We start from the raw sequence: 22860 nt of genomic DNA, 5'->3' as shown, positions 1-22860 counted from the left end.
GACGCAACTGGATGCGTTTGCTCTTGAACGGACGCTGAGCTTTTCAACGGACGCCGGGCTCTTGAACGGATGCCTAGGTCTTATCCGACATCCACGTGTGGTCTTCTCGTTGCGGTTCGGCTAGGGGAGTTTCATCCTCATAACCTTGCGCGTCGAGGTAGGCGTCTTCGATGTCTTCATCGTGTGCCGAACCGTCACGGCGTGGGCGGCGCTGTTTCTTCTGAGCCACCCGCCGGGCTTGGAACATCGGCTCAGACGTGCCCTCGCCATCGACCCCTGTAGCACCGGCGGCTTGGGCTTGCTTGCGTTCAGCGTTGATTTTGGCCTGTTGTCGTGCCGCATATCCGAAACCGATGAAGAACAAGAGGCCGAAAGCCATCCACTGTAAGGCATAGGACCAATGCATGCCTTCGTCTTCGGACGGCTCTTGCAGTAGTGCTGGAGTTTCAACGCTTGGCTCTTCCGAAGCAAGCCAACCGTAGGCGCCCGGGGCGATATCCAGTCCCGTCAGCTGGGCGGCCCCAACCAGATCAACTGAGGCGATCTGCCCGGCAGGGGCATCCCTGCCAATATTAGGTTCACCACGCACCAAACGAACCACGATGCTCGCCTCACCTTGGGGAGTTGCGGGCACGTTGTCGGGGTGCTGGTCAGGGCCGTCGCCGTTGGGCATCCAACCGCGGTCAACAGCGAGGATCACGCCGTCATTGGTTTCGAATGGAACCAGTTGCTCCATACCGACCCGACCGTTGCCAGAACGCATACGCACCATGAGCTGTTGATCGCTCAGGTAGCGGCCCTCGAGCCTAACCGGAGTGTACTGCTTGTCTTCTGGCAGGGACTCAAGCCACGGGCTATCAGGGGCTAGCTCGATCGGGGTAGCGTTCCAGTTCTGTTCGATGAGCCGGTTCGTTTGCGCGACATCGGCCCGGCGGTCCCACTGCCACCAGCTCAACCCAGCGCAAATCGCTGCGAAGAACAGGACCATCAGAAGCCAGCCGATCCAGCGAGTGGAAGCTAAAAACTTATACACCTAGGGCTCCTCCCTCTGAGTCGCTGAGTCTTCATTCGAGGCGTGCAGCTGCGCTGTGTGCAATGTCGCTACAGGGACAACGTTTTTGAGGAATAGGCGAGCGTTGAGGAATTCGCTGAGATACTCGCGGTGCTCATTGCACGCAAGCCATTGTTTGCGGCGGTCAGGGGAGTGGACCTTCGGGTTGTTCCACTCCAGAACATAGCTCGCTTCCGCCTTACAGCCTTTGCGGGAGCACGTGAGTTTTGAGGCTTCCTGCGCCGCTGCATCATCGTCTTTGTGCTGACCTGATAGAAAACCGAGCACATCCATAATCAGGCATGCCCCGCATCGTTGTTTCCAGCCGCTTGTGAACGTTGGTGTTGCTCGCTATGAACCTGGATGACCTGTTCGGAGGCCTTATCCTCTTGGTCTTCGACGTAGGTGCTCGGCAACTCAGTAGGTGCCTGTTGATCTGCCCACGTGGGGTCAGCGGTGTCGGAAGGCTGGATCGCGTTCGCGCTCACGACGGCGAACCAGGGGATCACGGTAGCGAACAGTAGAAGACCAAGGCCCACCCATAGGTTCCCGTAGTAGGCGATGATACCGCCGAGCGGGAAGCAAATGACGCGCAGAGTCATCTTGAGCGCGTACATACGGTGACGATGGCGTGCCTCAAGCGACGCCGCCTCTTGGGCGTCGGTGATCGAGTATTCCGCAGCTACGGTCGCATCCTTTTTAGCCATCGTATCTATTATGGACTCCCACTCGTTCGATGCCGGCATCCTAGGTACGCATCACGGGTGTTGGCTTCCTGCCAGCTTGCGCACCGCACTCGGTAGACTGAACACGTACATCACATTGGCTTATTGCACACCCAGGGAACGGGTGTGCGCTGACCTGCTCAAGGAGATGCATGAGCGCGAGTGCCGCGACCACGAAAACCACGGATACACCCGCACGCACTGTATTAGTGACCGGTGGTAACAGGGGGATTGGTTTGGCGATCGCTGAGCAGTTCCTCAAAGCCGGTTACCAGGTGGCGGTGACAACTCGGTCTGAGCCTGCACCGGTTGAGGGGATTCTTTCTGTCAAGGCCGATGTGACCGATAGCGGCAGCGTTGATGCCGCGATGGCTGAGGTTGAGCAGAAACTCGGCCCGATCACCGTGGTGGTTGCCAACGCAGGTATTACTCGCGACACTCTTTTGATGCGGATGAGCGAATCCGACTTCACCGATGTTGTGGACACGAATCTCACGGGTGCGTTCCGTGTGGTTCAGCGCGCCACGAAAGGTATGGTCAAGGCTCGTTTCGGCCGCGTGATCCTCATATCCTCTGTTGTTGGTTTGCTGGGTGGGGCAGGCCAGGTCAACTATTCAGCATCGAAAGCCGGGCTCGTCGGGATTGCGCGTTCCGTTACTCGTGAACTGGGTTCGCGCGGCATTACCGCGAACGTGATCGCCCCCGGCTTCATCGAGACAGACATGACTGAGGCTCTTGACGAGGATCTGAAGAAGCAGTACAAGCAACAGATCCCAGCGGGCCGTTTCGCTTCCTCTGAAGAAGTAGCCAAGGTCGCAGTGTGGCTGGCATCGGAAGACGCCGGCTATATCTCTGGCGCGGTTGTACCCGTCGATGGCGGGCTGGGGATGGGTCACTAAGTCCCGTCCTAGATTTTCTTTGCTCTGAGACGTCTTAAGGACAGAGGCGTTTCGATTGACTCAGACGTTTTGACTGACTGAGACGTTTTACTGAAAGTAGGTTTGCATGTCCAAGCTTGAAGGCAAGGTAGCGATCGTTACTGGTTCCAGCCGTGGAATCGGTGCGGATACCGCGAAGATTCTCGCGGCTGAAGGTGCCGCTGTCGTGGTGAATTACCGCGATAAAGCGCCGCGGGCGAATAAGGTTGTCAAAGCCATCGAGGAAGCCGGTGGCCGCGCGGTAGCGGTCAAGGCGGACCTCACGGTCGCAGAGGATCGTGAAGCGCTCGTGAAAGCCGCTGTAGAGAACTTCGGCCACCTCGACATTCTCGTGCTCAACGCATCGGGCGGTATGGAGTCCGACCGTGGCGAAGACTACGCGATGCGCCTGAACCGTGACGCTCAGGTGGGTATGCTCGATGCCGCGTTCCCGTCGATCCGCCCGGGCGGCCGCGTAGTGTTCGTGACCAGCAATCAGGCCCACTTCATCGAAACCCACCCAACGCTTCCGGCCTACGAGATGGTTGCCAAGTCGAAGCGCGCAGGTGAGACCGCGTTGAGAGAGCGTGAACACGAGTTCGCTGAAGCCGATATCACGTTCGTGGTGGTCTCGGGTGACATGATCGAAGGCACCATCACCGCAACGCTTCTGGACCGCGTTGAGCCAGGTGCGATCGAAGCGCGCCGCGAGGAAGCTGGCCGCTTGTACTCGGTTGCTGAGTTCGCTCAAGAGGTTGCTCGGATGGCTATGGATGACGTCGAGCACATGCACACCGAATACGTCGGTGGCGCTAAAGGCTTCCTCGATAAAGGTTTTAACCTCTAAGGGATATCCGCTGACGAAGGCCCTTAGGCCTCAACGTAGGGGCTAGCACATGTGAAGGGGCGACCACTTGTCCAAAGTGGTCGCCCCTTCGCGCTGTTCCGCAGGACTGCTTGCTGAGCTCGTTGCGGTTGCCTATCTTGTGCTACAGCCTAGTCCTTGCTGCAGGTTACGTTAGGCCAGCCCTCATAACGTGTGGTCTGGGAGTCCTTGAGAACTTCGCCGGTATCAACGTTGGTGCGAGTTCGCGTGACATTAACGGTGAAGCCCTTCTTGCCGCTGGATTCCGGGATACAGTTCGGATCGTCCGAGGTCAGCGTTGGGCCAGACGTGTAGTCGTAGAAGTCGCTCGTGGTGGTTTTCACTTTCCAGGTCTTATGGCCAAACACGGCGGTGTTAACCTTGTTGTTCTCCAGCCACATCGCGACCACGACGGGAGCCTTGGTGTTGTTCTTCCACTTGACGTTGATCGAGCCTTCCCAATATGTGGATTCACGTCCAGCTGGGTAGCGGTCGAACCAACGGTTGTGTGGCCTCCACTCCTGGATGTCCATGCCTGCGAGGTATCCGGCGTTATACGCCATCGTCGCGATCTGCGAAAGGCCCCCGCCGACTGCCTTGGTCGAGACGCTGTTGACCACCACACCGGATGAGTAATAGCCGTTTGCTTCCGTAACTGGGCCGAACTTGGTGGCAAGATCGAAAGACTCACCGGGCAGGATGACGCTACCGTTGATGCGTCGTGAACCGGCTTCGAGGTTCTTAGTCCGGGTTGGGTCATAAGGGTACGGTGTTGCGAACTCAGCGACCTTGGTAACGTTCCACTTCTTCGCTTGCGCGGTGGTTACGGATGGTTCCTGGGCTTTGAACGGCACGTCCGCGATGCGATCAGACGTGGATGCGGCGGCTTCGCGGACCTTTTTGCCTAGCTCCTCAGTATCTAGTCCTTTACCGCTTTTGCCCGGTACTATCTCCGCTTTCGCGTTCGAGCCTGTCCCGACCAGTTTGAGGCTTGCGTCTTGTGCCGTGGTGTTGAGCTTAGGGTTGGCTTTTTCTACCGCGGATTTCAACGCCTCATCGTCCGTTTTCAGTTCGGGGGAGGAGTCCTTGACGTCTACGACGGTAGCCTGAGCGAGAGTAGCCACGCCCAGTTCGGCCCGCTCGCCTCCGGCTTTCACCGTGACTGGGCCAGAGAGGTATGGGTCCACCGTGGTTTTGATGAATTCGTTCCATTTTTCGGTGGTGACGTCGGGTTCGATGACGTTAGATGCGACCTCGATTTTGCGTTCTTTGGCAAACGCGTTCTTGGTGATGCTATTCCGGGCGAGCTGCTCGCTGACGTCGTGGCCGTCTTTCGGTTGAGTGAACTCAGGGCCGCCTTCGGTGAGGCTCAGTTTTCCTTCGACCGGGTCATTGGTGAGTGCATCAGAGATCTTCTCTGCGCTGGACTTGAGGGCTTGTTCATCGAGGGTCTGCTTGACATCGAGCTCTTGGGTTCCTGATAGACGTTCGAGAATGATCTTCGGGTTCCACGTCCACCCAGACAGATCTGCAAGTGTCGCCTCAACGTCGATTCCGACACCGGCCTGAGCGGGGGTCACCGACGCGGTCGCGGACCCAGCGGTGAGCGTCAGCTTTTTGGTGAGCCTGCCGCCGAGCTCTTTCTCTAGTTTCACGGCGGCTTCCTGGCTGGAAAGGCCAGAGATATCGACCCCACTCACCGTGATGTGGGCAGGGAGCTTATCTGAGGTGAACCAGGCGGTTCCGGCGTAGGCGCCAGCTGCGAGTAAAAGAACGCCACCGACGATGGAACCTGCGACGAACCCGCGCCGTTTGCGCTTGCGGCCGCCAGCCTTCTCAGATGGCGGGTTGGAAGCCGATGCAGAACCTGGGGCGGACGCAGCAGAAGCGGACGCAGTGGAAGCGGACGCAGTGGCGGTGGATGTGGCGGCGGGAGCGGTGGTGGAGACCGAGGCCGAGTCCGAAACGGAAGATGCGGCGGAGGACTCATCGGAAGGCTCCGTCGAAGGCTCAGTGGAAGGCTCGGGGACCGATGCGGTGGAAGCCGCGGCGGGGTCCTGCTCTTGGTGAGCCGTCTCTTCCTGAGCTGACTCGTCCCGATTGGTCTCGTCTTGGGGAGTCACCTCTTGAGACGCATCCTCTTGCGGCGTCTCATCCTGAGTCGCCTCGTCCTGAGTCGCCTCGTCCTCAGCCGATTCCTCCTGAGTCGGCTCCTCTTGAGGCGCCTCGTTTTCGGCAGTCTGCTCTTGAGGCGTCCCGTCTTCGGGGGTCTCGTCGGATCCAAGCTTTGCGTTCATGAAAACCCTTCTGTGCTGCACACGGGCGCATGCGCCTGTTGGAATACTGTTGAAAGCCTCCCAATATTCTAAGTCTTTTCACAAGGTTTCTTGAGCGGGCTTGCGGTCAACAGCTGTGGTGTACCTCTCGTGCTGTACTCGTGATGTTGCCTGCGTCTTAGTGTTGCTGCTCGACGGCAACGTCCCAGCCAAGCAGCGCGACTACGGCGTCAAGCCGGCGGAGCGAGAGGATGCCGTCAGCGACGGCTTTGAGGGCTGGCTTGGGTTGCAGCCCGAGACCGCCGGTTGCGGTTGTGAGGAGGTCGATGTCATTCGCGCCGTCTCCGAGCCCGAGCGAAGGCAACTGGTTGTTCGATGTCCATTGTGCACGATGCTTGGCTTTCGCCTGGCGGTCGATAATCGGCCCTGTCACGCGGCCGGTGAGTTCGGCATCGTTGACTTCGAGGTGGTTAGCTATGGCTCCGTCAAGGTTGAGTCTGGCGGCGAGCGGGTCGAGGATTTGTTGGAACCCGCCGGACACCGCATAGGTTTTCCAGCCGCGTGCATGAGCGGTTTCGATCAAGAGTTGTGCGCCCGCTGTTGGCGTAGTTTTCTTTGAGACGTCCTCGATGGTCTGGGCGTCTAGCCCCTTGAGTACCGCGACTCGTTCGCGCAGGCTCTGTTCAAAGTCCAGTTCGCCGCGCATGGCGCGTTCGGTGACTGCGGCGACCTGTTCTTCAAGGCCGATGTGGGCGGCGAGCATTTCGATCACTTCTTGTTCGATCAGTGTTGAATCGACGTCGGTCACGATCGCCCCGGCTGGCTCGTTCCATGCGGCCATCTGTTCGCTCGTCCACGCGGCCCATGCGCATTCGGTGTCCGCGGTCTCCCTGTCCGGGGCCTCGGTGTCGGTAGTCTGTGCCGGGCCGTCAGTGACGACCCAGTCCCGCAAGCGTGTGCGCGCAACAGTTACCGCATTGTTGGAGGCCAACGTCCAGGCAGCAGCGCCAAGATCAGGTGCGGTTCGCGGCGCCTGCTTCTCCTGGACTATGAGTGACCCCAAAAGGTCAGCAACCTGCCTGCGTGCGGAAGCGAGAAAGCCTTGTGGCGCGACGACAATCACGGTGGGGGATGCTGAGAGTGGAATGCTCATGATGGCATTGTTTCGAATCTTGGGCACTAGTTGTCTATCTGTGGCATAAGAATGACGCCGATGTGTCCTAAAGTGGTGTGCATGAGCTCCGTTTTGAACCTGGAAGATGTCAGCCTGTGGCGCGGCCGGAAATACCTGCTTAAAGACGTTAATTGGCAGGTGAGCGAAGACCAACGGTGGGTTGTGTTGGGTCCGAACGGCGCAGGTAAAACGACGTTGATGAAAATCGCAGCAACGCAGATGTTCCCTTCCGCCGGCACAGTGGACATTCTGGGTGAGCGTTTGGGGCGCGTTAACGTTGCGGATCTGCGGCCATCGATCGGATTGGCATCGAGCTCGGTTGCGTCGATGGTGCGGGAGCGCGAGCAGGCCCTGGATCTGGTGGTTTCTGCTGCTTACGGTATGACGGGCCGTTGGCGTGAAAAATACGATAAGGACGATGAGCGCCGCGCCTTCCAGCTATTGCAGGACTGGGGTGCCGGGACATTGATGTCACGCAGGTTTGCCACGTTGTCTGGCGGCGAAAAGGCACGCGTTCTCATTGCCCGTGCCCTCATGACTGACCCTGAGCTGATGCTGCTGGATGAACCAGCGAATGGTTTGGACCTGGGCGGGCGTGAAGATCTGGTCTCGCGTATGTCCGAGCTCGCGCATAGCCCGTACGCGCCTGCCCTGATCTTGGTGACGCATCACCTTGAAGAGATCCCTCCTGGTTTCACGCATGTTTTGATGCTCAAAGACGGCGAGGTTACGGCGAAGGGCTCGATCGAAGACACGCTGACCGAAGAGAACCTGAAGAAGACGTTCGGCGTGGACGTTAAGCTGACCCGGACCGAGCAGGGCCGCTATAGCGCGTTTGCACGCTAGAAGGTCCGGCTCCTGTGGGTGAGTGGGAACTCTGGCAGCTAGGGCTGATCTTTCTATCTGGCTTATGGGCTGGAACCATCAACACGGTTGTGGGTTCGGGCACGTTGGTGACGTTCCCTGTTTTGGTGTCGATGGGTATGAACCCCGTGAATGCGGTGGTTTCTAACGCGATGGGGCTGGTGGCCGGCGGGTTTTCTGGCGCTTATGGTTACCGCGAAGAGCTGAAGACTGTTCCGCGTACGTTTCTGCGGCTTCTGCCTGCCTCAGTTGCGGGCGGGTTGTGCGGTGCAGCGTTACTTTTGAACGTTCCTGACGACGTGTTCGATTGGGTTGCACCTGCCCTCATTCTGTTCGCGTTGTTTTTGGTTGTCTTCCAGCCGCGGCTCTCTGCGCTAGTTCAAGCCCGTACCGGTTCAACGCAGTTGCGTACGCCTGATCATCAGCAGTTGTCACCGTTTCTGTATGTACTCGTATTCCTTACGGGCATCTATGGGGGGTTCTTCACCGCGGCGCAGGGCGTGATTCTGTTCGCGATTTTCGGAGTCATGCTTTTCGGCTCTTTGCAGCAATCCAATGCGCTCAAGGTGGTTCTGACCTTGGCGGTCAATATCGTTGCTGCGTTGAGCTATCTCTTGTTTGCCTGGGACAGGATTTCGTGGCCCGTGGTTCTGATGGTCGCGGCAGGCTCAACCGTAGGCGGTTGGATCGGTGGGCGAGTGGGGCGCAAACTGTCCCCCACGATCCTGCGCGGGACCATTGTGGTGATCGGCTCGGTGGCTGTAGTCACGATGCTCATCAAACTCTTCGTATAGGCAGCGTGCTCAGATTGAGTGTGCTATCTGCCAGCTGAGCATGTAGACTTGAAAAGCTGTTCGCGCACGTGCGCGTGCCTGAACGCCACCGAAACCATCGCGACTGGCAAAATCCAGGCGCACTAGATCTTTAAAGGTGCAGATATATGAAGGCTGAAATTCACCCAACGTACGAGGCCGTGGTTTTCCGTGACCTGGCTTCCGGCGAGAAGTACTTGACTCGCTCGACCATGACTTCCGATAAGACCATCGAGTGGGAGGACGGCAACACCTACCCGGTTGTTGACGTTGAAATCTCTGCGGCATCGCACCCGTTCTACACGGGTAAGCAGCGCATCATGGACTCCGCTGGTCGTGTGGAGCGCTTCAACCAGCGCTTCAAGGGCTTCGGCGGCAAGCGCTAAGTTCTGCATCGCAAGCATTGCGGCGCGCACACTGTGCAGCGCGCATTCAATGGGGCTGACACCTACGGGTGTCAGCCCCATTTAGCTTGCCAGCGTTAGGGTAGAAGCATGAGTAACATCGTGAACAGCAATCGTGGGCCAGCCTTTACTCACCACGGCGAATATAAGGTTCCAGGTGGAAAACTTGTGGTTGCCGACCTTGTAGTTGATGGCGGACGCATCGAGCAAGCGATGATCAACGGCGACTTTTTCCTGGAACCTGATGAGGCGTTAGCTGACATCAATCATGCGCTCACTGGTCTGGCGGCAGATGTAAGCCACTCGAAGTTGGTTAAAGCGGTTGAGGCTGGACTGCGCGAGGACGCGGTCATGTTCGGTTTCGATGCTCACGCGGTTGCGACGGCGGTCCGCCGGGCCCTGGGCCATTCAACAACGTGGGCTGATCACGAGTGGGAAATTCTTGAGCCGGTCGCGTATCCGATCTCGTGGAACACGGCACTCGATGAGGTTTTAACCCGTCAGGTGGCTGCAGGCAAGCGTAAACCTACGTTGCGTTTGTGGGAATGGAATGAGCCGGCAGTAGTGATCGGTTCTTTCCAGTCGCTTTCGAATGAAGTCGATGTTGAAGCAGCCGAGCGGCATGGTGTCACTGTGGTGCGTCGCATCAGTGGCGGTGGAGCCATGTTCATGGAGTCGGGTAACTGTGTGACCTATTCGCTGACTGTGCCGGCGACCTTGGTTGATGGCATGAGTTTCGCTGACTCGTATCCGTTTTTGGATGCGTGGGTCATGGAAGCGTTGAGCGAGCTGGGGGTCGAGGCGCGCTACGTTCCTTTGAATGACATTGCTACCGAGCAAGGGAAGATCGGCGGCGCTGCCCAGAAACGGTTGGCTGGCGGTGGCTTACTGCATCACGTGACGATGAGTTATGACATCGACGCTGAGAAAATGATGGAGGTCTTACGCATTGGGCGGGAGAAGATCTCCGATAAGGGGATTGCTTCGGCGAAGAAACGAGTTGACCCGCTGAAACGTCAGACTGGCAACACTGCCCGTGAAGACATTCTTGAGGTCATGATGAGTGCCTTCGAACGAAAATATGGGGCTCGGCGCGTCCACTTGGATGAAAAAACACTGGCGGAGGCGCGGAACCTTGCCGAGAAGAAGTTCCAGGATCCAGAGTGGACGGCTCGTTTGCCGTAGAGGGCAGCCTCTTTACACGGGCCCTTACATGTGCTTACCGTTAGAAATATCAGGCCCGGTCACTTATAGCTCCCGCAGAGCGAGAATCAAACATCCCGTGCCTGTGTTGCAAGAGAACCGGATAAGGAGCCGTGGACGAAAATCGTCACGGCACGTCTAGAAACAACCAGCAATGGCGACAACGCATCATGTTGGAGGTTCACATGAAGACCGTAAGGAATATTGCAACAGCAACCGCAACCGGACTACTCATCGGAGGGCTCGCACTTGGCGGAACTGCCACTGCCAGCCCAGCTAGCACCGTAGCGCCAGAGAAAGGCGCGAATGCCGCATCGTGCTTTGCAGAAGCAAACACGCAGACTCTAACTATCCAGCAGAACATCGAAGCTACGCTGGGCAATCTCAACGTAGCGGAGAAGAAACTCCTCGCTGAGGACTACCAGTCCAACAACTATTCGGCTGACCTGAAGAAAAATATCGAGCTCTCTCATGACAAGAGCGAAAAGGCCAAGACGTTGGTCTCCTCGGCTCTGCAGATCGCGGAGGAGGATTACGGAAGCCTCGAAGACCTGAATGCGGCTGTGTCCAAGGCTCAAGCAGACCGTGACGAGGCCATCCAGGCCTATGATGCGATCGTTGAGAAGATAGAAAATGGAGAGATCTCAGGTGACGAAGCCAAGAAGGCGGAAAAGAAAGCCGCTGATGCGGTAGCTGAAACCACCGATGCATACAACGACAAGCTGACTGATCTCTCGGGGGTCGTGAAGCTAATTCAGTCGGCCCGAAACATTAACGGTGAAGCCCGCGATGCAGCACAGGCCGGGCTCAACAACCTCAAACAGGCAGAAGGCGCCGGCTATTGGCCAGCTAACGGCGAAGAGATCAAGACCGCGCTGACCAACGCTGACAAGGCGGCACTCCAAGCGGACCAGGAGCTTGAAAGCCTCCTTGATGGAGATTGCTCCGAGCTAATCGACCAGTCGGGAACCCAGCCAGGAACCCAGTAAGCATTTTCGGCCAGTGAAGGAAACAGTAAAATAGTGGGCACGTCGCCAAGCTCTTGGTGACGTGCCCACTATTTTTATGTGAGAGAGGCTGTGCTAAGCCTCTGTTTTTCTATGCCTTCGAGCTAGCTGCTTGCGCGGCTAGGCGGCGCTCAGCATCGTCGAGCTCTTCGAGTACGAGGCGACGCAGCGCAGCTGGCGCGTCCTTGGATCCATCAAGCCACCTACGTGCACGCTGAATCTCAGGGTTGGACTTGAGGTCGCCATCGGCCAATTCAACCGAACCAGGGAAGAGGCCCTCAACAACGCGGGTCGCTTGGCCCTGCGACATCGAAGCCCACACGCTCTCGATCCGCTCCCAGTACTCGGCCGGTTCAGGTTGATCCTTGCGGGCCGGGTCGATGCCCAGACCGTCTGTGCAGGCCTGCAGGTAGTCGTTGGATAGAACCGTGCCGTCGGATTCTTTGCCTACGTACACGTTCGCGCGGATCTCCTTCTTGACCTCAGCATCCGGGCGGGCGGCAAGCGCCTCACGCAAACCACATGCAGCATCCTGAGTTGGCTTGCGGTGGTGCTCAGCCTCGATGTCTTCAGCGGTAGCGCGGCCGTGCGCGGCGATCACTGTCAGCGAGGCCCACGTCAGCTCTTCGCCCAGGGTCTCTTTGTCCTGAAGCCAGGACTCAACCACATCGAGTAGCCCCTCCGGAAGCTCAGCAACCCGAGCAGCCGTGTAGAGCAGCGAACGAGTGAATACGAGGCGGCGGTCAGAGCCGACCTCTTCTTCAAGAACCTGAGTCAGCAAGAACGTGAGCCACCGCTGTGCGATCTCGGCGCGCTGGTCCTTGGTCGTGTAGCCGCGAACAGCGATACCCGCCTGCCCCAGTACGGTAGCCAAAACGCCGGAGTCCTCGATCAACGCGGAGTTCGCGACCACGCCATCGATGAAACGCTCGGCAGGCAGGTCGCCGTCACGGGTCATGTTCCATGCGGCAGCCAGCGCGGTTGCACGGTCCAGTTCGGAATCCAAACCAACCGTCAAGGCGACATCAAGCGAAGCGCCCTCCAGGCGGACCTTCGCATACGTCAGGTCACCCTGGTTCGGCAACACGGCGCTACGGCCCGCAACCAAGGTGCGGCCCACCAACTCAGGAACTGGTGCGGACTCACCCTCAAGGCGAACCTCGAACGCCTCAACCAGACGTGCAGGCTCAGCGGCCTGCTCAACCGCATCAGCATCAGCGGCGTCGCCAGCCTCGAACAAGCCAACCTTGAGCACCTGCGGACGCACCACCTCCTTGCCCGTCACCGGGTCCGTTCCCTGCTGCTTCACCACAGCGGAGGTGACAACACCATCGGCATCCGTGTCGGTTTCAACCCACAGGCTCGACGGCCCGGACGTGTTGAGCCACGCCTCAGCCCACGCCTGCATGTCGCGGCCGGATGCCTCGGAAAGGATCACCAGGAAATCATCCAGGGTCGTGTTGCCCCACGCGTGGCGCTGGAAGTATGTGCGCGATGCCTGCAGGAACGCATCCTGACCCACATACGCGGCCAGCTGCTTCAGGACCGAGGCGCCCTTAGCGTACGTGATGCCATCGAAGTTCTGATCCGCGGCTTCAAGGTCCACGATGTCGGCCATGATCGGGTGGGTCGTCGGGTACTGGTCCTGCGTGTAGGCCCAGCCCTTGCGGCGCGAGGCGAACGTCGTCCAGGCGGTCGTGAAATCGGTCGCTTCATCGACCACGAGCGTTCCGATGTAGTCCGCGAAGGATTCCTTGAGCCACAGATCATCCCACCACGTCATCGTCACGAGGTCACCGAACCACATGTGTGACATCTCGTGCATGATCGTGTTCGCGCGTCCCTCGTGCTGCGCCAACGTCGGTGCCGAGGTGAAAACATAGGCTTCCGTGAACGTCACCAGGCCCGGGTTCTCCATCGCGCCGAGGTTGTATTCCGGTACGAACACCTGGTGATAGTCACCCCACGGGTATGCGTAGTCGAAGTGGGTATGGAACCAGTCCAGCCCCTGCTTGGTCAGCGTGAACAGTTCCTCGTGGTCCAGGTGTTCAGCGATGGACGCGCGGCACGCCAACTGCAACGGAACAGAGACTTCAACGCCCGACGCGGTGGTCCCGTTGTAGTGGTCCTGCCACGTTGCGTACGGTCCAGCGAGGAATGTGGTGATGTAGGTCGACATCGGCTCGGTTGTGGTGAAGGAGCGGGTCGCGCTACCGTCGCCGTGATCCTCGGTTGCCTCGAGCGCACCGTTAGCATCCGCATGCCAGTCGCTTGGCGCGGTGATGGATACGCTGAAGCGGGCCTTCTGATCCGGCTGGTCAAAGCACGGATAGATGCGGCGGCAGTCTGCTGGCTCATTCTGGGAGTACAGGTAGACCTGGCCATCGGTTGGGTCTTTGAAGTAGTGGACGCCTTCACCCGAGCGTGAGTAGGCGGATTTCGAACGGATCGTCACCGTGTTCTCGGCTTCAAGGTCGCGCAGGTAGATGCGTGCCCCATCGACAGCATCATTGACCGGAACCTCGCGGCCGTTGAGGGTAATCTGCTCAACGATCCCGTCGACGTAGTCCAGGAACGTTTCGGAACCGGCAACTGCTGTGAACTGCAAGGTGGTTGTGAGCCCAAAGTGTGTGGGGTTCTCACTCACCGCACTCATGAAGTCAAGATGCAACTGGTACGTGTGGGCTTGCACGGTGCGCGAACGTTGCTGCGCGTCGTTGCGGGAGAGATTTTCGTTGGAAGAACGCAGATTACTCATGTGAATATTCAAACATTATTGGCGTGCAGACCTTTAACCAGCTATAACCGCGTATGGCCTGCACCCATCGGCGCAGGCCATACGCGGCGTTAGTTGGCTGAGTTGGCTCGGCTCAGCGTGGTCTTACTTGGCGGCTTTTTCTTTAGCGCGCAGCGTTTTCTCTGACACCGGGGCGTCCGGGTCCTTGCGCAGCTTCTCGTAGTAGGCGTGCGCTTCGTCCTGACGTTCCTGCTCGCGGCCAGAAGAGATCGGTGCGCGGTAGTGCTCTTGTGTGTAACCGAACGCATCAACCAGATCCTGAGCGTGCGGGCGCAGACGGGTGATCAGACGATCCAGGTACTCGGTCAAAGTGCGGCCGCGGTGAGGAGAAATGAGGCCGTGCATCATGTACCAGCCGAGCTCCTCCTCGATCACGGTGAGCGCGAAAACATCGCGTACCCACGTCAGAACCTGCGCGGTGCCGTCCCACGAATCGCCGTGCTTTTCTTCGAACGCCTCGATCGCGCGAGTGAACGCCTCCCATTGAAGCAGGCGGGCGTGAGCCTTGGAGGCAAGCACGAGGCTGTTCTGGTGCTGGTTGAAAACATCGGCTTGATCGCCAGGGGAGGCTTTGCGTACCGCGTTGAGCGCTTTCGCGATCTCTTCGACAGCCATGCGAACGCGTGCTGAGAGCAACGCGTGCTGAACCTGCGGATCCTTGAGGTTCTTAGCTGTGCGGCGTTCCGAGCCGGTGTCCAGGGCGTCCTGAACAACGTTGCGCAGACCGGAGTGTGAATAGAAGTTCTCCGCGAGAGACTTTGCTGCAAAGGTTGCAAGCCCGAGCGGCTCCATACCCTTGAGCTGGCCGGCGAATTCGGTCAGTAGGCGCTTGCCCACCAACTGAAGCAGAACGTTGTTATCGCCTTCGAATGTCGTGTAAATATCCAGGTCTGCGCGCAGGGAGGTCAATCGGTTCTCGGCCATGAACCCGGCGCCACCGCATGCTTCGCGGCATTCTTGCAGTGCATCCATCGCATCCCATGTGCTGACCGGTTTCAACGCCGCAGCCAACGTTTCGAGGTCCTGACGGGCTTCGTCGTTGTCTTCGCGGCCAGAGAACACGGCATCGAACTTGAGCAGCAGCTCATCGTGGGCGAACGTTCCGGCATAAGCCTTGGCCAGAAGAGGGATCAAGCGGCGCTGATGGCGGCCATAATCCAGCAGCAGCTGCTCGCGGTTGCCGGCAGCAGCGAACTGGCGGCGCTGATTCGCGTACGTCACCGCAATACCCAAGCCGACCTTGGACGCCGCAATCGAAGCACCATCGAGGGACACACGCCCCTGAACCAGGGTTGAGATCATCGTGAAGAAGCGGCGCCCCGGGGAATCGATGCTTGAAGAATACGTGCCGTCAGCTGCGACGTCGCCGTAACGGTTCAGCAGGTTGGTGCGTGGAATGCGCACGTTCGTGAAGTGCAGCATGCCGTTGTCGATGCCGTTGAGGCCACCCTTGACGCCATCGTCTTCCGCGCCAACGCCTGGAAGCAGGTTGCCGTCCTCATCGCGGATCGGAACCATGAAACAGTGCACACCGTGGTTGACACCCTTGGTGATTAGCTGAGCGAAGACGGTGGCTGCACGGCCGTGCAGAGCTGCGTTACCGAGGTAGTCCTTCCAAGCCGCCCGGAACGGGGTGTGGATCACGAACTCTTCGGCATCTTCGTCATAGGTTGCGGTGGTGCCGATGCTTGCAACGTCTGAGCCGTGGCCAGCCTCGGTCATCGCGAACGCACCGGGGAGCTCAAGGCTGATGATCTGTGGGATCCACTTACGATGGTGTTCCTCGGTCCCAAGGTGCAGCACGGCTGAGCCGAACAGGCCCCACTGAACGCCGGCTTTGATCTGCATCGAAGGGTCAGCGATGACGAGCTCCTCGAAAGCAGAGATGTTGCCGCCGTGGTCGTCACGGCCGCCGAGCTCGGTTGGGAACGCGCGGGAGATCGCGTCTTGTTCAACCAGGATCTTGAGGTTGTTGAAAACGTGCTGGCGCTGGTCAGCTAGGACCTGACCCTCGATCTTGTGCAGACGTGTGTCTTTGACGCGTTCGCGTGCTTCAGTGCGTGCTTCGGCAAAGCTGCCCAAGAGGTACTGATTCAAGCGGTCTACGTTGATGCTGGTGCTACTCATGGTCAGTGTGCCTTTCCTAGTGCTGCGGCGGGTGTTTCGGTTTGGTTGTCCATGTCGATGGGGGAGAGGACTCCGTGGGTGAGCCACGTACTGATTGCCTGAGCTAGTTGTGCAGCTGGGGTGCTGTTTTCGTTTTGGTGGGTCAGCCAGTGGTCAACTGCGGAGAGGATGAATCCGAGCGCGGATTCAGCCCAGAGGGTGTCAAAGAGCTCGCTGCTGTGATGCGGGGTGATTTGGCGTAGCCCGGACGTCATGAGCGATGTGATGTCGTTGCGGGCCTTGGCCGCTACATCGGTCTCGATTGAGCTGCTGGTCGGCATGACGCCGGCAGCGTTTTCGGGGTGCATCACGAACGCATAGAGCGCGGGGGAGCTTTGTGCTTGGTCGAGGTATTCGCGGATCATCGCTGTGAGTCCGCCTTCGGGTGTGGTGGCTCGGCGGCCAGCGTCGATCACGTGTGCCCTCACACGCGTGATGATTTTTTGGGAAATCGCAGCACGTAGACCGTCTTTGTCGCCGAAGTATCGGTAGTAGACGGACTTGGATGTTTGCGCGGCTGCTGCGATCTCGTCCATCGATAGCTGTGGGCCGCCGTGGTGGATGGCTCGGCGGGCGGCTATGAGGAGTTCTTCGCGCCGTTGCCTGCGGTGGTCTTCCCAACGTGTTGCGCGTCCGTCGCCTTCGCGCTCCTCAGTTTGGTGTTCATCACCTGTGCGGTGTTCATCATCATGTGTGGCGAGTGAGCCTTCGGCTTGATCGCTGTGCATGGGTCAGCCTCGCTTGTAACGCATTGAATACTGTGTGATGTATTTCACGATACCGATAGTATCAGGTACGCTGAGTATTGGTTGAATCACATGAGGCACTGTTAGCTTCAAGCTCGAATAGAGACTCCACTAGAGAGGACACAAGTCCGTGAACAAGTCCCCAGAAAACTCCCCAGCAAACAAGGCAGAAGCAGCAAGTAAAGCTGAGCCCAAGCCGCAGAATCCAGGTGTATCTGCGCCTCGTGAGGTTGCGATTGTTGGCGGTAACCGCATTCCGTTCGCACGCGCTTATACCGCATACGCCGATGTGTCTGAGAAAGACATGATGCTCGCCGCCCTCGATGGCCTTGTGGCCCGCTTTGGTTTGCAAGGGGAACGGCTTGGCGCCGTGGCCGCTGGTGCCGTACTGAAGCACCCAAAGGACTTCAACTTGACCCGCGAGGTCGTTCTGGGCTCCCATCTTGACCCGGCAACGCCGGCCCACGATGTGCAGATGGCGTGCGCGACCGGCGTTGAAGCCGTCGGCTCCGTAGCAGACAAGATCGCTCACGGCCGCATCGACGTCGGCGTGGCAGGCGGGGTGGACAGCATTTCCGACGCTCCGGTCGTTGTCACGGACGGGCTACGTAAGATCCTGGTGCGCCTCACGACAGCGAAGACCGTCAAGCAGAAGCTCGCGGCGATCGCATCGATCCGTCCATCCCACCTCAAGCCAGTTGCACCGGGCACTGCCGAGCCGCGCACCGGCTTGTCGATGGGTGAGCACCAGGCGATCACCAACGAACGCTGGGGAATTACTCGCGAAGCCCAGGACGAGCTTGCCGCTGCAAGCCACCGCAACCTCGCGAAAGCCTACGATGAGAACTTCTTCGACGACCTCATCACCGGATTCCAGGGGCTCACTCGCGATAACAACATGCGCCCGGATTCCACGGTTGAGAAGCTCGCGAAGCTCAAGACCGTCTACGGCAAGAACCTGAAATCGGAACCAACGATGACCGCCGGTAACTCGACCCCGCTGACTGACGGCGCATCAGCTGTTCTGTTGAGCTCGGTTGAATACGCTGATGAGAAGGGCCTTCCGAAGCTGGCCAAGCTCGTTGACTACGAACTCGGTGCCGTGGATTTCGTTGGCGGTGAAGAGGGCCTCCTCATGGCACCTGCCTACGCAGTCCCGCGCATGCTCGAGCGTAACGGCCTCACGCTTCAGGACTTCGATTTCTACGAGATTCATGAGGCCTTCGCCGGTACCGTGCTCTCGACCCTGAAGGCATGGGAAGACGAAGAGTTCTGCACCACCAAGCTCGGCTTGAAGGCCCCGCTCGGTTCGATCGACCGTTCCAAGCTCAACGTCAACGGATCCTCCCTGGCGGCCGGCCACCCGTTCGCTGCAACCGGCGGGCGCATCATCGCCTCGGCCGCCAAGATGGTTCACGCCAAGGGCAGCAAGGCACGCGCGCTCGTATCCGTGTGCGCGGCAGGCGGCCAGGGCGCTGTAGCTATCGTGGAGGCTTTCTAATATGGCTGATCAGTACATGAAATTCACCCAAGCAGGGTTCGGTAAATTCCTGAGCAAGAAGCTCGGGCTACCCCGGCCAACCACGCTGCGCCGCTTTGAGGAAGGTGCGCCGCTCGTGCCTGGCACGGCGGTCGTGCTCGGGGTGGAAACACAACTGGAAACCCGGAGCAAAAGCGTCCAACGGATCGCCGATCTGCTCGGAACGTGGGGCGTCAACGCCACAACCCACCCTGATTCTGTGCGCGGTGAGATCGGCGCCATCATCCTGTGCACCGAAGAAATCAATACCCCAGAAGAGCTCAGCAGTATAGCGATGACCGCGTCCCCGCTGGTCAAGAAGCTCGCACGCACCGGCCGTGTTGTGGCCCTCATGCGCCGAGCGGATCAAGCCACATCCACAGCCCAAGCTAGCGCCCGCGGTGCCGTAACCGGCATGATGCGTTCGCTCGCTCGCGAGCTCCGTTGGGGATCGACCGGCAACGGCATCGTGTTAGATAATTCCGTCGATGTGGATGCAACGAGCGTCCAGGCGGCGCTGCGTTTCTTACTTTCGGGTCGCTCGGCTTACGTTGACGGCCAATTCATCGAAGTCAGCAGTGCCGATGGAACACTGCCAGAGAACCCGGAGAAACGACTAGAAGGTAAAGTCGCAGCCGTCACCGGTGCGGCCCGTGGCATCGGCGCCGCGATCGCTAAGGTTTTGGCTCGCGACGGCGCACGCGTCATCGCGATCGACATGCCAGGGGCATCCGAATCGCTCACCACAGTGGCCAACGAGATCAAGGGAATCGCGCTCCAGCTCGACGTCACGGCTGTAGACGCTGGCGAGCGCATTATCGAGCATGCACGCCAGCTACACGGCGGCCTCGACATCGTGATCCATAACGCGGGCATCACGCGCGATAAGTTGCTGGCCAACATGGATGAGTCACGTTGGAACAGCGTCATGGCAGTGAACCTGGAATCCCAGTTGCGCATGAACAAGCAGTTCCAGGAGGCGGGGCTCGATGGCCTGCGTGTAGTGACACTCGCCTCAACCTCCGGTATTGCCGGTAACCGAGGCCAAACTAACTATGCAGCATCGAAAGCTGGCGTGATCGCGATGGTTGCGGCTGAAGCCGAGAGGTTCGCGGCCCACGGTGGCTCGATCAACGCGGTCGCTCCGGGCTTCATCGAAACTGACATGACAGCCAAGATCCCACTCGGCCCGCGTGTGGTGGGCCGGCTCGTGATGCCAAGCCTTCAACAGGGAGGCTTGCCCGTGGATGTTGCCGAAGCGATCAGCTTCCTCGCATCCGACGGCGCGGGTGGTGTCAACGGCCAAACCTTGCGTGTATGTGGCCAGAGCCTGATCGGAGCGTGAGTATGTCCATCCGTTATCTCGACGCGCTACCAAGCCTGGGGAAGATCTATGCGCAAGCGGGTACCGAGGCGCTTAAGAAGCGGCCAAAGAAGGTCGCTGCAGGTAGCCTCCCGAGTGATGGGCTCGGCGTGCGTGGGGTCACGATATCCCGGGAAACCGTCAACGCTGTCAACCGTCACGTTGGGGCGCCCACTAGGGATTCCGTGCCGAGCATCGTGGTGTTCGGTACAGCGTTTCCGTTGCTGATCGAGCTCATGCGGCAGCCGGAGTTCCCGTTGCCGATGCTCGGGATGATCCACTTGACCAACACGGTTGAGCATCACCGCACCATCGTGCCAGGGGAGAAGCTCACTTTCGAGGTCCGGCCGCTTTCACTCGATGCGCATCACGCCGGTGTGGCGTGCGAAATCGAAACGCGTGTGCTCGATGACGGCGGCGACGTGGTCTGGACGGGGACGGGTGTGTTCCTCGCTAAGGGGGTCACCCTCGAGGGCGTGCAGAAGCCCGAACGGCCTGAGCGGGAAGCGCCTGACCTTCCACCGATGAACGCTCAATGGAGCTTTGCTCCGGGGGAGGGCCGTAGGTGGGCCGGGATCCTGGGGGATTACAACCCGATCCACCTCTCCAACGTGAGCGCGAAACTGTTGGGTATGAAAACCGCGATCGTTCACGGCGCGGACCTCGCAGCGCACGCGCTGGCTGCCGTTGAACCGGCTGATGCAACTGCTTGCGGCGGCTATGAGTGGCACATCGAATTCGGTGCGCCCGTTCCGATCCCATCCCGCATCAGCTTCAACCAGACTGCGGTGAAGAACGCAGATTTTGGTGAGGGAAACGCGGGAGATGAAGTTGAGGGGCTTGTTGGCTTCACCGGGTTCAGTACCCGGAAGAAGCCGCGGATCCACTTCACAGGGTACGTGCGCCCCTTGGGTGTGTAGCCGCCTGACGGTAGAGACCCAGAAGCGTTGAGGCGGTGGACTCCCACGAGAAGTGCCGGCCGTGATCTGCGGCCGCGAGCGCTACCTCGTGGGGGACACCGCCCTTCGCCCAAGGCGCCAACGTGCGTGCCCACTCATGTGGATCACGTGAGTGAATCAGCAAGCCGTCAACGCCGTCGTCAATCAAATCAAGTAAGCCACCCGCGGCATGCCCTACAACAGGGGTACCGGAAGCCAGTGCCTCGGCAGCTACAAGACCGAACGTCTCGTGGCGAGACGGCACCACAACAACATCAGCGGCCCTGTACATTAACGCGAGAAGATCCTGGGGCATCGGGGGTTTGAACGCAACCCGATCCTCGACGCCTCTCGCGCGTGCCCGTGCCGCTAGGTCCATCGAACCAGGCCCAGACTGATCCCCGATCATGACCAGGCTCGCTTCACACCCCGCATCTTTCAGCGCAGCCAGGGTATCTAGCGCGACATCCGGGCCCTTATAGTCCTGGAACCTGCCAGCGAACAACATCTTGAGCCCGCTCCGGTGTGCTCCGGGCTCTACTGGCCAGGAAGCCGTAGGTCCTTCTGGGTGGAACACGCTGCGGTCGATCCCGGGACGGACGATCGTGATCTTCTCAAGCTGGACCCGTAGGTCGTCACTGAGCTCCGCCCGGTCTGTCACGGTATTAGCTGTGAGCCCGTACGCTTCGGCGGCGATGCGCTGTTCCGTCTGCTCACGAAAGGTTTCCACAGTATTCCGGATGTGGCCGTGATGCCGCTTCCGCGCGGCGGTGGTGTGAAAGGTTACGATAACCGGCTTGCCGTGAGCGGCTTTGAGGGCGGCGTCGGCTGAGAGCCAATAGTGGGCGTGAACCACATCTGCGGCAATAAAAGCTGGATGCTGAGATAACTGTTGCGCGAACTCATCCGTGTATTGGGGTAGGTCTTCTTTCGATGCGCCGGCTGGCCCAGCCGGTAGGGTGTGGACACGGTAGCCAGGGGTCACTTCGATGCTTCCCGGCTTACCTCGTGTGAAAACATCGACGCTCACGCCGGCGGCCGCGAGGGCACGCGACGTCTGATCGACGAAAACATTGAGACCACCGGCGTCCCCTCCACCCGCTGTTGCACGCGGCGAGGTGTGCATACTGATCACAGCAACGTGCATTTAGTCACACTCCAGGCGGAATACGGGAACAAACCAAACAGGGACACGAGCGGAATCTAGCTCGCTTAAAGCCAGCAAATAAGCCCATGGAACGGCTTTCATTCTAGAGCCAGCAGTTCATGTGGGGTAGCTGGCAGGTCATCCACGTGACACATAGAGGTCCCCTCGTTTTGGCATTCTCGAAATCACTGTGTAGAGTCTTTCCTGTTGTCTTCGGTCAGTACAACACAAGGGACTGGCCAAAGCCGCTCGCGCGGGTGGCGGAATAGGTAGACGCGCTAGCTTGAGGTGCTAGTCCTCGCATAAGAGGGTGGGGGTTCAAGTCCCCCTCCGCGCACGTTTGTTATGTGTCGGGACATCGTTCACACGATGTCCCGACATTTTTTATGCTCCGGGGCGTTGATGTGTCGCCTCATCTGTATCTATTGTTTGCGGCCGCTATGACAGGTAGCTTCTGCCCCGCCCCGCCTCAACGTGGGCTACGTCTCCGCACCAGTTAGACCTTTGTCTCCACGCGGGGGATGTCGTGACAAACGGGTGAAGGATGTGGCTGCGCCAGATAAGTTCCCATCCCAGTTGCGGCACGAAATGAACCCATTACACTGCGTTTAACTTTATTTCAAATTTCTAGAGTTTTTGGGTTTTTGGGGTGTTTTCTGGTGGTGGTGCGGGTTAGGATGGCGTGCGTTGGCTCGGGTTTCGCGCCTTGTTTTGTGGGTGTGGGGTTTGGGTTGATGTGTTGGTTGTATTGGTTTTTGAAGGGAATAGTTTTATGAAGTTTGATATGGGTTCGCAGACGTTGGCTACGTTGAATCAGAAGACGTCTGGGTCGAATGATGATTTGGGTGGTTTGGTTCGTCAGTTGGTGGCGGCTGTTGCTCCGTTG

Annotated in this window: 19 protein-coding genes and 1 tRNA gene; 11 read left to right on the top strand and 9 right to left on the bottom strand. The window is 59.0% G+C overall.

The window, feature by feature from the left end:
- Positions 1-73: 73 nt before the first annotated feature.
- The 3 genes from MHJ63_RS07815 to MHJ63_RS07805 are packed head-to-tail and all read right to left on the bottom strand — an operon-like array spanning position 74 to position 1758.
- On the bottom strand, positions 74-1033 hold the full coding sequence (locus tag MHJ63_RS07815; RefSeq protein WP_239446897.1) for an SURF1 family cytochrome oxidase biogenesis protein: 960 nt from the start codon (positions 1031-1033) through the stop codon (positions 74-76).
- Positions 1034-1345, bottom strand: a complete 312-nt coding sequence (locus tag MHJ63_RS07810; RefSeq protein ID WP_070508117.1) for a hypothetical protein — start codon at positions 1343-1345, stop codon at positions 1034-1036. It abuts the gene before it with no gap.
- A gap of 2 nt (positions 1346-1347) precedes the next feature.
- Positions 1348-1758, bottom strand: a complete 411-nt coding sequence (locus MHJ63_RS07805; RefSeq protein ID WP_035755655.1) for a DUF3099 domain-containing protein — start codon at positions 1756-1758, stop codon at positions 1348-1350.
- A gap of 170 nt (positions 1759-1928) precedes the next feature.
- Between MHJ63_RS07805 and MHJ63_RS07800 the strand changes: the two genes are divergently transcribed.
- Positions 1929-2675, top strand: a complete 747-nt coding sequence (locus MHJ63_RS07800) for a beta-ketoacyl-ACP reductase (protein WP_052048374.1) — start codon at positions 1929-1931, stop codon at positions 2673-2675.
- 106 nt (positions 2676-2781) lie between these two features.
- Positions 2782-3540 (top strand): SDR family oxidoreductase, encoded by a 759-nt coding sequence (locus tag MHJ63_RS07795; RefSeq protein ID WP_035755657.1) that lies wholly within the window; start codon positions 2782-2784, stop codon positions 3538-3540.
- 149 nt (positions 3541-3689) lie between these two features.
- Here MHJ63_RS07795 and MHJ63_RS07790 read toward each other — a convergent pair whose 3' ends face one another.
- Together MHJ63_RS07790 and serB are read right to left on the bottom strand one after the other, a co-directional pair.
- Positions 3690-5855, bottom strand: coding sequence for a VanW family protein (locus tag MHJ63_RS07790; RefSeq protein ID WP_239446895.1), 2166 nt, complete (start codon positions 5853-5855; stop codon positions 3690-3692).
- A 157-nt stretch (positions 5856-6012) separates the two neighbouring features.
- Positions 6013-6987, bottom strand: a complete 975-nt coding sequence (gene serB / locus MHJ63_RS07785; RefSeq protein WP_052048375.1) for a phosphoserine phosphatase SerB — start codon at positions 6985-6987, stop codon at positions 6013-6015.
- Between the two features lie 81 nt (positions 6988-7068).
- On the opposite strand from serB, the gene MHJ63_RS07780 reads away from it, so the two are divergent.
- The 5 genes from MHJ63_RS07780 to MHJ63_RS07760 all read left to right on the top strand — a co-directional run bounded on the left by MHJ63_RS07780 (position 7069) and on the right by MHJ63_RS07760 (position 11280).
- Positions 7069-7854, top strand: a complete 786-nt coding sequence (locus tag MHJ63_RS07780; RefSeq protein WP_070508120.1) for an ABC transporter ATP-binding protein — start codon at positions 7069-7071, stop codon at positions 7852-7854.
- A gap of 14 nt (positions 7855-7868) precedes the next feature.
- Complete coding sequence (locus tag MHJ63_RS07775; protein ID WP_239446885.1) at positions 7869-8666, top strand: sulfite exporter TauE/SafE family protein; 798 nt, start codon at positions 7869-7871, stop codon at positions 8664-8666.
- 146 nt (positions 8667-8812) lie between these two features.
- Positions 8813-9070, top strand: a complete 258-nt coding sequence (locus MHJ63_RS07770; protein WP_035755666.1) for a type B 50S ribosomal protein L31 — start codon at positions 8813-8815, stop codon at positions 9068-9070.
- 108 nt (positions 9071-9178) lie between these two features.
- On the top strand, positions 9179-10273 hold the full coding sequence (locus MHJ63_RS07765; RefSeq protein WP_052048376.1) for a lipoate-protein ligase LplAB: 1095 nt from the start codon (positions 9179-9181) through the stop codon (positions 10271-10273).
- 203 nt (positions 10274-10476) lie between these two features.
- Complete coding sequence (locus tag MHJ63_RS07760; protein ID WP_035755668.1) at positions 10477-11280, top strand: hypothetical protein; 804 nt, start codon at positions 10477-10479, stop codon at positions 11278-11280.
- A 109-nt stretch (positions 11281-11389) separates the two neighbouring features.
- On the opposite strand, the gene pepN is transcribed toward MHJ63_RS07760, so the two are convergent.
- From pepN to MHJ63_RS07745, 3 genes are all read right to left on the bottom strand, one after another.
- Positions 11390-14056 carry an aminopeptidase N gene (pepN, locus tag MHJ63_RS07755; RefSeq protein WP_035755670.1) on the bottom strand — a complete coding sequence of 889 codons (2667 nt, stop codon included), beginning with the start codon at positions 14054-14056 and terminating at the stop codon, positions 11390-11392.
- 123 nt (positions 14057-14179) lie between these two features.
- Positions 14180-16222, bottom strand: coding sequence for an acyl-CoA dehydrogenase family protein (locus MHJ63_RS07750; protein ID WP_239446883.1), 2043 nt, complete (start codon positions 16220-16222; stop codon positions 14180-14182).
- A gap of 2 nt (positions 16223-16224) precedes the next feature.
- Positions 16225-16989, bottom strand: a complete 765-nt coding sequence (locus MHJ63_RS07745; protein ID WP_239446874.1) for a TetR/AcrR family transcriptional regulator — start codon at positions 16987-16989, stop codon at positions 16225-16227.
- Between the two features lie 148 nt (positions 16990-17137).
- On the opposite strand from MHJ63_RS07745, the gene MHJ63_RS07740 reads away from it, so the two are divergent.
- Genes MHJ63_RS07740 through MHJ63_RS07730 form a run of 3 tightly spaced genes read left to right on the top strand, consistent with a single transcriptional unit; the run spans position 17138 to position 20809 of the window.
- Entirely contained in the window at positions 17138-18508 is a 1371-nt protein-coding gene (locus tag MHJ63_RS07740) for an acetyl-CoA C-acetyltransferase (RefSeq protein WP_338110387.1), read from the top strand.
- Position 18509: 1 nt separating this feature from the next.
- Positions 18510-19871, top strand: coding sequence for a 3-oxoacyl-ACP reductase (locus tag MHJ63_RS07735; RefSeq protein WP_239446872.1), 1362 nt, complete (start codon positions 18510-18512; stop codon positions 19869-19871).
- A gap of 2 nt (positions 19872-19873) precedes the next feature.
- Entirely contained in the window at positions 19874-20809 is a 936-nt protein-coding gene (locus MHJ63_RS07730) for a MaoC/PaaZ C-terminal domain-containing protein (protein WP_239446871.1), read from the top strand.
- On the opposite strand, the gene MHJ63_RS07725 is transcribed toward MHJ63_RS07730, so the two are convergent.
- Positions 20778-21974, bottom strand: coding sequence for a glycosyltransferase (locus MHJ63_RS07725; protein ID WP_239446869.1), 1197 nt, complete (start codon positions 21972-21974; stop codon positions 20778-20780). The genes MHJ63_RS07730 and MHJ63_RS07725 overlap by 32 nt on opposite strands.
- Positions 21975-22225: 251 nt before the next feature.
- On the opposite strand from MHJ63_RS07725, the gene MHJ63_RS07720 reads away from it, so the two are divergent.
- Positions 22226-22311: transfer RNA gene (locus MHJ63_RS07720), tRNA-Leu, on the top strand.
- Positions 22312-22860: the final 549 nt, after the last annotated feature.

The organism is Pseudoglutamicibacter albus (genome assembly GCF_022346425.1).
Classification (GTDB): Bacteria; Actinomycetota; Actinomycetes; order Actinomycetales; family Micrococcaceae; genus Pseudoglutamicibacter; species Pseudoglutamicibacter albus.
Note: the sequence above shows the minus strand (reverse complement) of the source record. Positions and strands in the feature narration are given on the sequence as shown.